General features: G+C 54.9%; 13 protein-coding genes. 12 read left to right on the top strand and 1 reads right to left on the bottom strand.

The window, feature by feature from the left end; all coding sequences use genetic code 11:
* The first annotated feature begins 78 nt into the window (after positions 1–78).
* From CPY51_RS31750 to CPY51_RS31735, 4 genes are all read left to right on the top strand, one after another.
* On the top strand, positions 79–1,530 hold the full coding sequence (locus CPY51_RS31750) for an O-antigen ligase family protein (protein WP_111164345.1): 1,452 nt from the start codon (positions 79–81) through the stop codon (positions 1,528–1,530).
* Entirely contained in the window at positions 1,527–2,825 is a 1,299-nt protein-coding gene (locus tag CPY51_RS31745) for a polysaccharide pyruvyl transferase family protein (RefSeq protein ID WP_195909673.1), read from the top strand. The genes CPY51_RS31750 and CPY51_RS31745 overlap by 4 nt, the downstream gene beginning before the upstream one ends.
* Before the next feature lie 263 nt (positions 2,826–3,088).
* The gene (locus CPY51_RS31740) at positions 3,089–3,727 is read left to right on the top strand and encodes a Crp/Fnr family transcriptional regulator (protein WP_244598852.1); all 639 of its coding nucleotides are present in this window, start codon (positions 3,089–3,091) and stop codon (positions 3,725–3,727) included.
* Between the two features lie 328 nt (positions 3,728–4,055).
* Positions 4,056–4,826, top strand: a complete 771-nt coding sequence (locus CPY51_RS31735) for a response regulator transcription factor (protein ID WP_111164342.1) — start codon at positions 4,056–4,058, stop codon at positions 4,824–4,826.
* A gap of 665 nt (positions 4,827–5,491) precedes the next feature.
* On the opposite strand, the gene CPY51_RS31730 is transcribed toward CPY51_RS31735, so the two are convergent.
* Complete coding sequence (locus tag CPY51_RS31730; RefSeq protein WP_111164341.1) at positions 5,492–6,040, bottom strand: dTDP-4-dehydrorhamnose 3,5-epimerase family protein; 549 nt, start codon at positions 6,038–6,040, stop codon at positions 5,492–5,494.
* A 132-nt stretch (positions 6,041–6,172) separates the two neighbouring features.
* Here CPY51_RS31730 and CPY51_RS31725 point away from each other — a divergent pair, with 132 nt between their 5' ends.
* From CPY51_RS31725 to CPY51_RS31690, 8 genes are all read left to right on the top strand, one after another.
* On the top strand, positions 6,173–6,844 hold the full coding sequence (locus CPY51_RS31725) for a GNAT family N-acetyltransferase (protein ID WP_111164340.1): 672 nt from the start codon (positions 6,173–6,175) through the stop codon (positions 6,842–6,844).
* A gap of 267 nt (positions 6,845–7,111) precedes the next feature.
* Positions 7,112–8,269, top strand: a complete 1,158-nt coding sequence (locus CPY51_RS31720; protein ID WP_111164366.1) for a DegT/DnrJ/EryC1/StrS family aminotransferase — start codon at positions 7,112–7,114, stop codon at positions 8,267–8,269.
* A 120-nt stretch (positions 8,270–8,389) separates the two neighbouring features.
* Entirely contained in the window at positions 8,390–9,160 is a 771-nt protein-coding gene (locus tag CPY51_RS31715; protein WP_111164339.1) for a cephalosporin hydroxylase family protein, read from the top strand.
* 44 nt (positions 9,161–9,204) lie between these two features.
* Entirely contained in the window at positions 9,205–9,972 is a 768-nt protein-coding gene (gene rfbF, locus CPY51_RS31710; RefSeq protein WP_111164338.1) for a glucose-1-phosphate cytidylyltransferase, read from the top strand.
* Positions 9,969–11,042, top strand: a complete 1,074-nt coding sequence (rfbG, locus tag CPY51_RS31705; RefSeq protein ID WP_111164337.1) for a CDP-glucose 4,6-dehydratase — start codon at positions 9,969–9,971, stop codon at positions 11,040–11,042. Before rfbF ends, rfbG begins: the two co-directional genes overlap by 4 nt.
* A 6-nt stretch (positions 11,043–11,048) precedes the next feature.
* Positions 11,049–12,281 carry a class I SAM-dependent methyltransferase gene (locus CPY51_RS31700; RefSeq protein ID WP_111164336.1) on the top strand — a complete coding sequence of 411 codons (1,233 nt, stop codon included), beginning with the start codon at positions 11,049–11,051 and terminating at the stop codon, positions 12,279–12,281.
* Between the two features lie 72 nt (positions 12,282–12,353).
* On the top strand, positions 12,354–13,160 hold the full coding sequence (locus CPY51_RS31695) for a hypothetical protein (RefSeq protein ID WP_111164335.1): 807 nt from the start codon (positions 12,354–12,356) through the stop codon (positions 13,158–13,160).
* Between the two features lie 171 nt (positions 13,161–13,331).
* Positions 13,332–14,294 carry a hypothetical protein gene (locus tag CPY51_RS31690; protein WP_111164334.1) on the top strand — a complete coding sequence of 321 codons (963 nt, stop codon included), beginning with the start codon at positions 13,332–13,334 and terminating at the stop codon, positions 14,292–14,294.
* Positions 14,295–14,426 lie beyond the last annotated feature (132 nt).

Raw genomic sequence — 14,426 nt, 5'->3', positions numbered from 1 at the left:
GGGCTTAAAGGGAGGCGTAAATACAACACCACCAGCGCGTGTTAGCCTGAAATCAGTCAAAACCGGGCGGAATTCCGCATGAACTTCCAATTTCTGGGTTTCCTCACCGTTATCGTCGGGGTGGCGAGTTTGGCCGCGCCGGTCGGCTGGGCGTTTTCTATTCTAATCGTTTCAACCGTGTTCGGTTCGGCGGCGGCGTTCAACCTGCCGGGTCTCGGCGGCGCGTCGGTGCTGGTGCCGAGCCTGTTCTTGCTATTCTTTGCCTTAAGGGTGTTCCTTGCCTTTGGCGAGCAGCAGATTTTCGCTGGGCTCGCCTTTCCCCGCCCAGGCTTTGTTCTGCTGGTCCTCACCATATTCGGTCTCGTGAGCGCAATCTTCTTTCCACGCCTTTTTGAAGGCGTGACGCAGACGATGATCGTTGAGCGATCCATCGGCACACGCAGCCTGATCTTCCTTCAGCCTCTTCATTTTTCGTCGAACAACATCACGCAAACGGTCTATGCCATTGGCGGTCTCGTCTGCTTTGCGTTCACATTCGCTTTCTTGCGACGAACCGCTGCGCCGGAAGCCTTCATTTCCGCCATCTTGATCGTCAGCATCAGCAATCTCACATTCGCCGCGCTCGATATCATCACATATTTTTCCCACACCGAATATCTTCTGGATTTCCTGCATACCGCGAACTACGCCCTGTTGACGGATGCGGAAAAGGGCGGGTTGAAACGCATATCCGGGACGTTTCCGGAGGCGTCTGCATTCGCCGACTTTACGCTGATCCTGTTTGGGATCACGGCAAGCCTTTGGCTGGACCGCATTCGGTCTCGCCTGACCGGAATAGTCGCAAGTCTCTCACTTCTGGCGCTGATCTTTTCTACCTCTGCCACGGCGCTGCTGGGTCTGGCCGCCATTCTTCCTCTGCTCGTCATCCGATCGCTGGCAAAATCGCGTCAGGAGCCTGGAGGGGGTCGGCCTGTATTCATCGTCGCGCTGATCGTGGCGATCCCGATGATTGTGCTCTTCATTCCGATCTTCATGCCCGAGATCGCTACCAATCTCACCGAATTCTTTGATGAGATGGTTCTGTCCAAGGCAGACAGCGATTCCGGGCGCGAGCGCTTCATGTGGAATGCGATGGCATACCAAACGTTCCTCGATACATCAGGTCTCGGAGCGGGTCTCGGCAGCGCCCGCGCATCGAGTTTCGCGTTGGTTCTTCTTTCTAATCTCGGCGTTGAGGGCGCCTTGATATTCGCGGTCTTCGTGGCTGTCACTCTCGTGGCCAACACGAAAACCAGACTGTGGGTGTCGACCGAAGCATCGGCCGTCGCACGCGCTTCGAAAGTCGGGTTCCTGGCCGCGTTGGCCACGGCGTTCACATCGGGCACCGTCTATGATCTGGGGCTGATGTTCTACATTCTAGCCGGCACGATCGCCGCCCTGACGTCGCCTTTGCCCGTACAAGCGGAAGCCGTTTCGACGGAGCGGCGGCGATATTCGCAACAGCTTGCTATGCTGGGAGGCTGGCGGTGAAAATTCTCGTTTTCAATGTGAAGTACAGTGAAAATCTCGGTGATGGACTGCTTGCGCTGTGCATCGAGAAATATCTCGGTCACGGCGGCGTCGACAACGTCCAGATTGAGACGATCGATCTTGCCGGCAGGGAGGGCTTCGGCACGAGCCGAAACCGACGGCAGCCTGCCATCAGAATTCTCCACCGGTTGCCGCCATTCGCAAGGCGGATGGCGGTGGAATATGTTCTCGGCCGATCGCTCCGCAAGCTGCGCCAGGAATGGGAGAAAAAGATCGCCGCGGCCGATGCCGTGGTCATCGGCGGCGGAAACCTTTTCCAGGACGACGATCTCAATTTCCCGCTGAAGGTTGGGACATTGCTCGATTGCGTCCGGCAGGCGAAACGTCCCTTGGCGATCTACGCAGTCGGTGTCAGCGGACACTGGTCACCCCGGGCAAAGTCGCTGTTCGAACGCCTGCACAAGACCCAGATCGTCCATCTCTCGGTTCGCGACAATTTTGCAAGCGATAACTGGTCGCACCATTTCCCGGACGGTCCCGCGGCGGAAATCTTCCCGGATCCGGGCTTGCTTGTCAGACACATGACAGGTCCGCAGGCGGATCTCTTCGAGCCGAAGTTCAAGCGTGTTGCCGGAATTTGCGTGACCGAGCCGATCATACTGGAACGTCATGCCAGCCAGTCCGTTTCCGCGATCCCGTTCCGGAGCGTCGACGACTACCGCGAGCTTATCAAGCTGCTTCTAGCCGATGGACACCGCGTTTGTGTCTTTTGCAACGGCGCCGCGGAAGACCAGGCATTCGCGAACCAGATACTCGACGACGCGGCCATGGCCAAACACCTGGCGTCCGGACGCGTCGAGCTTGCAGAACGCCCACGCACGCCGGAAGAACTGATAGATATTCTGACCTCGACCAGCGTCATCCTCGCCCACCGTCTTCACGCCTGCATTGCGGCGTATTCGCTCGCCATTCCGCATGTTGGACTTGGTTGGGACAAGAAGGTGCAGGGCTTTTTCCAGTCCGTCGGGCGGGAAGAGTATTTCGTCAACGGCACGGATGCCTGCGTTCGCAACGTCTGGCTACAGCTGAACGCCGCGGAACGAGAGGGAATTGACGCCCAACGTCACGCCGCGGTGCTAGAATTCGCACAATCTGGCCTTTCTCACTTGCGACAGGCGCTTGAATGCACTGTTAGGAATAATTTCACAACAAGTCCCAAAATATACCGAAAAGGTATTACGACATCCTCAGATGTAGTTAATCATGGCGTATTGTCATCGAGGAAATGGATATAACCATATCTCGCGTTTAAGACTTCTCGTCTTAGCCAAAAGAATTGTAAAATAGTTTTGACGTTTATCCACATACGCAACATAGATTAAGAGCCAAGCCGAAAGTTGCGTGTTATACACTTCCCCTACGTAACGTGACATAGCTGTGGCAACACACGAGCGGCCTCTCCTTAGGTCACTTGCTATTGGGGGAACGGATGGTGAGTTTGATTTTGTCCGCGCACAAACGACCGACGCATATCGAGCAAAAGCACTATAAAACGGAGATGACAGGTGGCATTTATCGCCACTACTCTGCGGGGGATGCGATCTTTGAAGCAGAAAGCGACACAGCGCGCATGCTTTTTCTTGTCGGCGGCTGGGCAGTCTGCAGTAAGATGCTGCCAAACGGCACACGTGTTGTTGTCGACTTCGCTTTAAGAGGCGACATGCTTTTCCGGACATCGACGGAATTGGCGCAGGAGGCCGTCCAGGCACTTTCGGATGTCACCGTCTATGAGCTGCCGGATTTCACGTTCAACGACGTCGGCAAGTCTTCACCGAAGCTCTATGGCATAGTCCTGAAAGAGATGATGAGGCGTCAGGCCCGGATGGGCGAGCGGCTGGCCAACATCGGTCGCCGCGATGCGTTGGAGCGCACCGGGCACCTTCTGCTGGAGCTGGCGACCCGCGTCGGAGCGCCGAAGTCCCGACCTGATTTCGACGGCTTCGAATGCCCCTTGACGCAGTCCGACATGGGGGATGCGGTCGGCCTTTCCACCGTACACATCAATCGCGTCCTGAAAGACATGCGCCTCAATGGCCTGCTTTCGTTTCGAAATGGGATCGTTGAGTTTTTCGATCGCCGTAGGCTGATGAATATCGTCGATTTTGATCCGAGTTATTTCATGCCACAGTCACTGTAGGCCTGTATTATCGATACAATTTTATTGTTTATTGCCCAATTTATATTTTAGCGACAAGAAATACATGACCCGAATTTTATATAGCTCTCTATATTTCAGTTATTTGACGATATTTATTTATTGTATATTAACCTGTGTTAATGCCGCCCGTTTGGAATGCGAACATATTCTAAATCAGGTCTAGTCGAAGTGAATTTTAACCTTGGCAAAAAAGCAGAACCGTTACTCGCCTGGTCGCGTAACCAAGTCTCGCAGGTAAGGTCCGAATGCACTTTCACTTGTTCCCAAGCAAAGCCGCTCAAGTAGCGTAACAGTAGGAGTAGGGCTAATGGACAGACAGTCGCTTTCAAGTGAAAAATTCGGAACAGAAACCGCCACTCACCTAATTTCTGTGAGAGCACAGGAGCCGATTCGAGCGCTTGCCGCATCGAGGCTCCAAAGCACGGACGACGATGAGGCAGACTATGTCTTGCTGATCGATCCGCGGGCTCTGGACCGTGAGTGCCTGTCGCGAGGCCTGACAGACTACGATTCATCGATGGCCATCGTGACGGTGGGTTCTTTCGAGGAATGGCAGAGGCTTCGGATGATGCACGAGCCGGGCGCCATTCTCTTCATGATTGGTGGCAAGAAAGTCACCGACACCGAAATCAGCGAGAGGATCTCGGGCCTGACGGAAAGGTTCAAGGCTGTCCCGCTGATCGTCGGCGCCGAAAGCGACGAGCTGGCACAGATCCTGAAGGCTCTGGAGTGCGGTGCCAAGGGTTACATCCCGACCAGCGTTCGTATCAATGTCGCGGCTGAAGCCATCGCTCTGGCACGTGCCGGCGGGGTCTTCGTGCCTGCAAGCAGCATCCTTGCCGCCAAGGAGGTCATCGCCTCGGTCAGCAATGGCACACATCCAACCGATAGTCTCTTTACGCCCCGCGAGGTGGTTGTGGCCGAGGCTCTGCGACGCGGCAAGGCGAACAAGATCATCGCCTATGAAATGGACCTGTGCGAAAGCACAGTCAAAGTCCACATCCGCAACATCATGAAGAAGCTCAACGCGACCAACCGGACTGAAGTCGCCTACAAGATCCGGGAAAGCGCGAGATAATGTCACTTGACTGCGGATACTTCCCGCTGGACCGACGAGAATTTCGGCGGCGGGAAGCTCTGCAGTCGATCGCAGTTGAGATGCCCTGCATTGTTGGCAATCCGAGGAAAAGCGCTGAAGCGAACTCAAGACCGGATAAAACCCCGGGGAACGTTGCCGCCTCCCGGTGGCCTGGAGGGCGTTCTGTCGCCCCGTTGTACACGACGTTGACCTCGACGCCGAATTCGTATTCTTGTGGACCTTGCCATTGCCGATGGATTCGATGTCGCATCAGCCATCTGGTCGAGCCTTCGCAAAAGATCGTTCTGTTTGGTGTGTAGCCGCCCTTCGAGCGCATAGTAGTACGCCGTGGAAACCCTGTCACGAAACAGGGGGGCACCTGTCCTCCATCAGCGCAATTTGCGCATCTCTTCACCGCCGAACCTTCCAAGACGCAAGACTTCAGAAATCAAGATAGAACCCTCATTCAACATATTACGAATTCTTCACGGGCGGCGCCAATATACGGCACCCGCATGTGTCGCTTAGCCGCCCCCAGGCCAGCCCGTCGCACACAGTTGCAGTCACCGCCACAGGGCAAGCCACTCACCAGCCGGCCGAGACTGTTCGATGAAGCGAGCCAAGGCTCCGCATCCGCTTTGCAAGAACTGATCCTATTGAGACCGTCATGACCCATCATGGGTGAGATAGGCAAATCCAGCATCTCGTGACGACATCTGTGTGACAGCAAGCGGCCAGACGATCCCCAACAGCGGATCTAGCGGGTTGAGCCCTCCCTCGGCCATCGGAGTATGCGGTTTGTCGTGAAGATAGATCAGTTCGCAATTATCCGTCAGCGTTTGAAACCCATGCGCAAACCCGCCGGGAATCATCATCGAGCGTGCATTTTCCATACTCAGAACCTCGCCATGCCACCGCAAGTAGGTCGGTGAGTTCGGCCGCATATCAACCGCAATGTCAAATACGGCACCGGCCACGCAGGATACGAATTTCGCTTCATCAAATGGCGGGCGTTGAAAATGAAGCCCACGGACGGTGCCTTCGGCCTTTGTCATCGTGTGATTGATCTGCGCGATCGCTCCAGTTGCGCCGAAATCCGTCAACTCCTCGCGACAGAAAAGCCGTGAAAAAAAACCGCGCTCGTCGCCGATCTGTTGACGTTCGATAAGGAGCAGATCCTCGATGGGAGTGGCAATGCGATTGAAGCGAGACATGTTTCCTCAATACCGTTTTGAATGGCCCTATGCTAAATCAGTGGGCATGGCGTTCGCTCAGGAACGTTGATAACCAAACAGATTCGTGCGTCGATACTGCCCCGAATCTCCACAGAAGGCACCATTGTCCATATGCAAATGATCGACTTGCTCGCCGCCAAGGGAAATATCGAGACGAGCACGCGTTTGCAGGTGCCTATACGGGATGAAACCGGGCTGCCGCTCGGATCTCTTTGTTGCCTCGACCGAGGTTTGGTTGATCGCGCTGATCTCGTTTCCGCCATGACCGAATGGCGGAATCAGTCCATGAGGTTCTTCCTGACGCAATTCACAGCGACACCCGATCGCACCAAACAGTGGCTCAAGAACGTCGTATTGCCCGCAAAGGATAGGATCTTGTTTGTGATCCTTGACATCGAGGGCGAGCCCATTGGAAATTTCGGTCTGGCCAATATCTCCTCCGATACAGTCGAAGTGGACAACGTACTGCGGCGTCAACATGCCACGTCCAAAAATATCATGTTCTATGCCAGCGTTGCACTCATTCATTGGGCTTTCCAAGCGCTTGGGGTTGATCGGACCCAGCTCCATGTCTTCGAGACCAATGATCGAGCTTTAAGGCTCTACAAGCGCCTGGGCTTTGAAGTATCGGAGCATTTTCAACTTCGCCGAACCGAGCGCGACAACTTGATCGAATACATTAAGGCGGACGACGCGAACGCGACCGAAATCGAAGGCTATCTGAAAATGGAGCTGACAAAGAAGGGCTTCCGTCGAACGCATCCTTGGATTGATCGTTGCTAGCATCGTGGTACCGTACGGCCCGGGACCGGCAAAGCCGGCATATGCGGGAGCTCCCGGCGACAGTGACGACGAAAGGCTGATCGACAGGCATCTCGCCGACTTGTGTTTTCAACGACCGGGTCAGTTGCGCACCTGCTACGCGCAAGGATCGTCCGCCATAGTCGGTATCGAAGGCCACATGTCTTCGTAATTCACCGCAATCGCGCGTCAGCTTTCCGATCGGACGCGCAGGCCAAGGGCGAAATAACAGTGCAGTTTTCAAAGACAATTGCTGTCGCAGAATCGGTAGACAACACCGTCAACACCACGGCATCGGGCACTCCATCTCGCATCCTCTACACCAAACCATCGATCACCGAGCGCGAAATAGCCTATGCGACCGACGCGGTGACGAACGGTTGGGGCGAGAATTGCTACGATTATCTGAACCGGTTCGAGGCCGCCTTCGCGTCGCATCTCGGGGTGGAGTATGCAATTGCGACGTCGAGTTGCACCGGAGCGTTGCATATGGGGCTAGCTGCTTTGGGTATCGGGCCTGGCGACGAGGTAATTCTCGCTGACACAAACTGGATCGCGTCAGCCGCTCCCATTGTTCATCTCGGCGCAAAGCCGGTCTTCGTGGATGTTCTGAGCGATAGTTGGTGTATCGATCCGGCGAAAGTCGAGGCCGCGATCACGCCCCGGACCAAAGCAATTATCGCCGTGCACCTCTACGGCAATCTTTGCGACATGACGGCTCTCCAAGCTCTGGGCGCCCAGTATCAGCTCCCCATCGTAGAGGACGCGGCGGAGGCCCTGGGGTCGGAATGGCACGGGAGGAAGGCTGGGGCGATCGGTGCTTTCGGCACATTCTCATTTCATGGCACCAAAACCGTTACCACCGGCGAAGGCGGTATGTTCGTAACAAACGACCAAAGCCTGTACGAAAGAACGCTCACCCTGTCGAATCATGGGCGCGTACGTGGTCAAGAAAAGCAATTCTGGCCCGATGACATTGGCTTTAAATACAAGATGTCCAATGTTCAAGCCTCGATCGGGCTGGCTCAAATCGAGCGCGTCGGTGAACTTGTCAATCGAAAGCGAGAGATTTTTGAGCGTTACAAAAGAAAATTGAGCGGCTTGAGCGCAGTCATGATGAACCCTGAACCAGCGGGGACGGTGAATGGGTATTGGATGCCGACAGTCGTCTTCGCAGCTGAATCGGGAGTAAGGCGCAGCATGCTTCAAGCCGCCTTCGCCGCCGAAAATATCGATGCGAGAGTATTTTTCTGGCCTCTAAGTTCGCTACCGTCATTTGAGTCCGTAGCGAGTAATATTGTGGCGTATGGATTACCCGATAGGGCGATCAACCTGCCAAGTTATCACGACATGACTTGCGATGAAATTGATCGGGTCGTCGAGGTGGTTCGCAGCGTCATCACATGACGTCAACGCGGCGATGAAATCTGCGCAGCATCGAAGAACAACCGTCAGACGACGCTGTCCATACCCGTAGAACTCCAACGAAAATATCTTGCAACGCCGATAGGTGCATAGAGGTGCAGTATGAATGAATTCGAAGCAGAGGTTGCCGCGCGGATCTCTGAGAATGCCATAAATAAGGAGCTTTCCGATAGCGCGATGGATTTCCTGCTGAAATCCGTCGAGGCGAAGTATTCCTACAACTATTCTTGGATGGGACGCCCCATCATTCAATATCCGCAGGATATTGTAGCCATGCAGGAACTGGTCTGGGCTACGCGCCCCGACTTGATCATCGAAACGGGCATTGCCCATGGCGGCTCGCTGATCTTGAGTGCCTCCATGCTCGCGCTACTCGACGTGACCGATGCGATTGCGGCTGGCAAGGCATTTGATCCGGCACGGGCCCGGAGAAAAGTGCTTGGCGTGGATATCGATATCCGGGCGCATAATCGGGCCGCGATAGAGGCGCATCCGATGGCGTCGTACATTGAGATGATTCAAGGCTCAAGTATTGATCAGGCCATCGTGCAGCAAGTTCATGATTTCGCAAAGCCGTTCGAGCGTATCCTGGTTTGTCTCGACAGCAACCATACCCATGATCATGTACTGGCGGAGCTGGAAGCCTACGCGCAGATTGTAACAAAGGGCAGCTATTGCGTCGTTTTTGATACGGTTATTGAGGACATACCGTCGGTGTCCAACCCGGAACGGCCTTGGGGGCTTGGGAACAATCCGAAAACTGCGGTCCGAAAATACCTTCAATCTCATCCGGAATTCGAAATCGACAAGACCATAGAAAAGAAATTGATGATCACCGTAGCACCTGATGGTTTCCTCAAACGACGTTCCTGATGTGGAATTCCGAACGTGGGTCCGATGGCAACAAGGTCTTGTAAATGAAAATCGTTATCCTCGCAGGTGGGTATGGCACGCGGATCTCTGAGGAGAGCCATCTTCGTCCAAAACCAATGATCGAAATAGGCGGCAAGCCCATTCTATGGCACATTATGAAGATCTACAGCCACTTTGGCTTTTCGGACTTCGTCATCTGCCTTGGCTATCGGGGCTATATGATCAAAGAGTATTTTTCGAACTACATTCTGCATTCGTCCGACGTTACCTTCGACATGACAACAGGCGCGTCGACATATCATTCGAGCAAGGCTGAACCCTGGCGCGTTACGCTCGTCGAAACCGGGATCGATTCGCTGACAGGCGGACGACTGAAGCGGGTATCGGACTATCTCGGCGAGACTTTTTGCCTTACCTATGGCGACGGTGTCGCGGATATAGACATCCGCGCATTGACTGAGTTCCACAACAGTCACGGTCGGGAGGCGACGGTCACAAGCGTGGTCCCGCCGGGGCGTTACGGGGCGCTGGCAACCGAAGGGGGTCAGGTAAAAAACTTCACCGAAAAGCCGGCCGGCGACAACGGCCGCATCAACGGTGGTTTCTTTGTGCTCAACCGTTCCGTGCTTGACCGGATCGAGGGCGACCACACGTCCTTCGAAGGAACGCCTCTCGAGCAATTGGTACGTGACGAGCAACTGATGGCTTTTCCGCACGATGGCTTCTGGCGCCCCATGGATACCCTGCGCGACAAGAACCAGCTTGAAGAACTCTGGCAGCAAGGGCGTGCCCCGTGGAAGGTCTGGTCATGAGCCGCCTCCCAGACCCGGGCTTTTGGACAGGAAAGCGAGTATTCCTGACCGGGCATACCGGCTTTAAAGGAAGCTGGGCGCGACTTTGGCTGACGCGGATGGGCGCGCGCGTGACCGGCTATGCATTGCGACCGGACGCTGCCCCCTCCCTGCACGACCTTGTCGGCGCGGCGAGCGGCCTAGAGACCGAAACAATCGCCGACATTCGCGATCAAGCGACCCTGCGGTCGGCGCTTGAAGATTGCGATCCAGAAATCATATTGCACATGGCAGCACAGCCTCTGGTGCGTAAAAGCTACGCAGCACCGACAGAGACATTCGAGGTCAATGTCATGGGGACCGTCAATCTCCTCGAAGCGGCGCGTAGCCTAAAGGCGCTAAGGGCTCTGTTGGTTGTCACGACTGACAAGGTTTATGGCAATGATGAAACCGGCCGCCATTTTGTCGAAACGGACCGTCTCGGAGGGCATGACCCCTATTCTGGCTCAAAAGCCGCAGCGGAACTTGTAGTTTCGACCTATCGGGATGCATTCTTTCGCGCGGGTGTTGCCCGGATCGCCACGGCTCGTGGTGGCAATGTACTCGGCGGCGGAGACTTTTCCCAGGACCGGATTGTACCCGACATCGTTCGAGCCGCAATGGCGGGAAAGCCGCTCGACATTCGCAATCCCTACGCCACCCGGCCCTGGCAGCATGTGCTGGATTGCCTGAACGGTTATCTGCTGTTTTCTGAAGCACTCTTCCTTGGACATGTGGACGAAGACAGTTTGAACTTTGGCCCATCATTAAGCGAACCGCAAATGCCCGTCGGTGTGGTCGCATCCGCAGTCAACATGGCCATGGGGTTAACCGTGCCCTGGCGTGACGTTTCGTCATGCGATCAGCCGCGCGAAATGCAAACGCTCGGTCTTGACCCTGACCGTGCGGCCCGGACCTTGGGATGGCACGCGCGACTGAGCCAATTGCAGACAATGGAGTGGACGGCGCAATGGTACGACGGCTGGCGCAAAGGCGCCGCGGCGCGCGACCTATCCCTTTTGCAGATCGAAGAATTCACGAAAGGTTTCTAAGCCGACATGTCCCATCAATGCCGATTTTGCTCAACGCCCCTGCGAACCGTTGTCGCCGACCTTGGATCAACGCCGTGGTCGAACTCGTTTCTCAAACCAACCCAGGAAGCAATTGCGCAGGAGCTGTCATTTCCGCTTAAGGTCATGGTCTGCTCGGAATGTCTCCTTGTTCAGACCACTGAAAATGTCTCCCCCGGCGATGTCTTCAACGCTGAATATGCCTATCTCTCCTCCTTTTCGACCAGTTGGCTTGAGCACGCTCGCCGCTACGCCACCGCCATGGTCGATCGGTTCCAACTCGGCGCGGCGTCTCAGGTCGTCGAAATTGCCTCAAACGATGGCTATCTCCTGCAATATTTCGTTGCGAGGAACATTCCTTCGCTCGGCGTTGAGCCGGCGGCCAATGCTGCAAAGATTGCTGAAGGGCGAGGCGTACCGACCTGCGTTGCATTCTTCGGAAAGAAGACCGCATCCGAGCTTTTGAAACGCGGGATGCAAGCGGATTTGATCGTTGCCAACAACGTGTTGGCGCACGTGCCCGACATTGCCGATTTTGTCAGCGGATTTGCCGTGCTGTTGAAAGACGACGGAGTGGCAACCTTTGAATTCCCTCATCTCTTGCAACTTATGAACGGAATTCAATTCGATACGATCTATCACGAACACTATTCCTATCTTTCACTCCTGTCGGTGGAGCGCATATTCCAGGCGTGCGGCCTGAAAATCTTCGATGTCGAAGAGCTGCACACGCATGGCGGATCACTGCGGGTCTTTGCTCAAACCGCCGCTTGCACGCGACCGGCGACAAAAAGACTGGAGTTGCTTCGCCAACAGGAAGGCGATTTCGGTCTGAACCAGATGGAGACCTATGAACGGTTTGGAACAAAGATCGGCGCAGTGTGTGAAGCGTTCAAGGATTTTCTGCGAAAGGCCAAGGCGGAGGGCAAGACGATTGCAGCCTACGGTGCGGCGGCGAAGGGAAATACGTTCCTGAATGTTTGCCGTATCGGGCCGACAGATATTGATTTTGTCGTTGATCGCAACGATCTCAAGCAAGGTACTCTGTCGCCTGGCAGTCACCTTCCCATCTATCCGCCGACCCATCTGAGTGTCGCAAAGCCCGACTACGTCGTGATTCTCCCCTGGAACCTCACCGATGAGATCGTTGAAGCCAACGGTGATATTCGCGACTGGGGCGGTCGCTTCGTTGTCGCCATCCCGGAGCTGAGAATAATATGACCTTCGCAGAAAAACGGCGCTGCGTGATCGACGGCCAGCACAAATCCCATTCATGAGAGATTTAAAAAAAATATGACCGTTTTCATTGTTTGCCATCAGGATTTGCCCAACTATCCCGTTCCTGCGGGCGCGAAAATCATATGGCTCAATTCTAAGCTTCCTCTGGAATCCAAAGGAATGGACGTGATTGCCGGCTACGATTATTTTGATCAGCCCGAGGAGCTCCACGCGAAATTGTCAGGATCGCTGGGAACGCTGGTAATCGCAAAAGTCGTTTCGGAAGATCAGGCGAAGAGCCCCAAGATTACTATCTGGCAATACCGAAAATTTGTAACAAAAGCGCAAATTGGAACGCCGAGCCCGGATTACCCAGGAATGAACGTCGTAACTCCACAATATATGGAGAACACGACACCAGAAAAGCCGGAATCTCATCCTGAGAATTTCCTTTTGCCTGATCCACTAAATCTTGGAAGTGTATTGCACCACTACGCACGAGTTCATAATATTATTGATTTTCTTAGATATACTTCATGCTCGATCGAAGCGGGGATTTTAACCCAACAGGAAACCTTGCATTTTTTCAATTCCAGCCACTTCGTTCCCGGAGGGATCGAACTTGGCACGTATCCCACGGACTGGTGGCTGGATACTTTTGTGCGCCTTGTGGCGCCCTCCTTTGAGTTCGCCAAACGATATCAGCCGTTTCAAGCGGCGGATCCCGTGCAACGACGTGCGATCTCGTTTTGTCAGGAGCGTCTGGGAAGTTTTCTCTTAATAAAACGGATCACTGAACTCTACGGAAATACTATACCTCCATCGTTGTTTGGAAGAATAGTTACGGTGTCGAATGACGGGCTGTATAAAACCGGTGTATAAATCTCGTTGGTATTTTGAAATTAACGCCAATACACCGTATAGCGAAGGTTCTCGCGCCTGTGCCGCCGCTACGCCCGGCTCGTCACCCGGCAACAACCGCAAGTGTCGGGCAAGCATGAACAGCGACATTTCCTGCATTGGCCGAGCTTTTAGCGCCTCACGGGAGCATTCTTGACAACTTTTCAGATCTTCGACAATGCGGCGCAGTTCCCAAGCGCCGATTTTATAAGAAAGAAGGCCGGCGGACCTGCCCCTGTCTTCATCTACCAGCCATATATCGCCGAAGGCGATCGAGACGGGCTCCACGAGCAGGCCCTGCCGTTCAACATTGCCTTCAATACGGGGGCGGAGACCCGTGAGTACGAGCTGTTCAGGGCCCTGCATGCCCATCACCGTCAGGCCGTGCCTGACATCGACATCTTCTGGGGTCTCGTTTCCAGCAAATTTGAGCTGAAAGCCGCGTCCACCTTCTCCTCGCTTCTGCATGAGGCGGACAGTGCGCGGGCGGACGGCGCCGATTGCTATGCGTACAATCCGATGATCGGCCTTGCCGCGATCTACAGCAATGTCTGGGAACAGGCCCTGATGGGTGGCCACCCGGGAATGCAGACAATCTTTCAACATCTGGCGGCTCGCGGCGTGCCGGTCGCCGCCCCACAGAGCAACGCCGCCTTCTTTTTTTGCAACTACATCTGTGGAAACGAGCGATTCTGGTCAGGCTACTTTCAATTCTGCGAACATATCCTGGGCGACCTGGAGGATCAGGCCCGTCAGGGAACCGACGCCGGTCAGGCCTACAGCGGCAGCGCGTCCTATGGCAGGGACAGCAACGCGAAGATGCGCCCCTTCGTCATCGAGCGGCTGCTTGGGACCTATCTCGTCGAGGCATCGGATTTGGGACTGAAATTGGCGTTTCATCAGCCGACTCTCGATGACTTTGAATGGAAATTCGGAACCAGGCTCGGAGGGCTGCTCCATCACCTTCTTGGGCTCAAGGATGAGTTTCTCGCGACCAACGATGCAGCAGCCCTTGACGCCTGGCAAAAGGCGCGCAGACCTCTGATCCTGAAGCCGCACCTGATATGGCAGATGGACGACCCACCCGGCTGGATGCCGCGCGGCACGGCAAGATGAAGGTATAATACCAACGAGCGCTAATCAAAACCGGTGCGCCCAGTCACGCATTCCAATCGACATGATCTTCCACGGCTGAGCGACCAGCTTATTCCATGCGTCGCAGCAATGGGCGACGATGTCCTCGTAATC

This window comes from Arminella tubonensis (assembly GCF_003240585.1).
In the GTDB taxonomy this organism is placed as follows: Bacteria; Pseudomonadota; Alphaproteobacteria; order Rhizobiales; family Rhizobiaceae; genus Rhizobium; species Rhizobium tubonense.
The sequence above is the reverse complement of the archived record's forward strand: the minus strand, read 5'-3'. Positions and strand labels throughout refer to the sequence as shown.

Bases quoted from the DNA above. Each gene is read 5' to 3' on its own strand.
- CPY51_RS31695 (WP_111164335.1), top strand. From the start codon at position 12,354: ATGACCGTTTTCATTGTTTGCCATCAGGATTTGCCCAACTATCCCGTT.
- CPY51_RS31750 (WP_111164345.1), top strand. From the start codon at position 79: ATGAACTTCCAATTTCTGGGTTTCCTCACCGTTATCGTCGGGGTGGCG.
- CPY51_RS31735 (WP_111164342.1), top strand. From the start codon at position 4,056: ATGGACAGACAGTCGCTTTCAAGTGAAAAATTCGGAACAGAAACCGCC.
- CPY51_RS31700 (WP_111164336.1), top strand. From the start codon at position 11,049: ATGTCCCATCAATGCCGATTTTGCTCAACGCCCCTGCGAACCGTTGTC.
- CPY51_RS31725 (WP_111164340.1), top strand. From the start codon at position 6,173: ATGCAAATGATCGACTTGCTCGCCGCCAAGGGAAATATCGAGACGAGC.
- CPY51_RS31730 (WP_111164341.1), bottom strand. From the start codon at position 6,040: ATGTCTCGCTTCAATCGCATTGCCACTCCCATCGAGGATCTGCTCCTT.
- rfbG (WP_111164337.1), top strand. From the start codon at position 9,969: ATGAGCCGCCTCCCAGACCCGGGCTTTTGGACAGGAAAGCGAGTATTC.
- rfbF (WP_111164338.1), top strand. From the start codon at position 9,205: ATGAAAATCGTTATCCTCGCAGGTGGGTATGGCACGCGGATCTCTGAG.
- CPY51_RS31740 (WP_244598852.1), top strand. From the start codon at position 3,089: ATGACAGGTGGCATTTATCGCCACTACTCTGCGGGGGATGCGATCTTT.
- CPY51_RS31715 (WP_111164339.1), top strand. From the start codon at position 8,390: ATGAATGAATTCGAAGCAGAGGTTGCCGCGCGGATCTCTGAGAATGCC.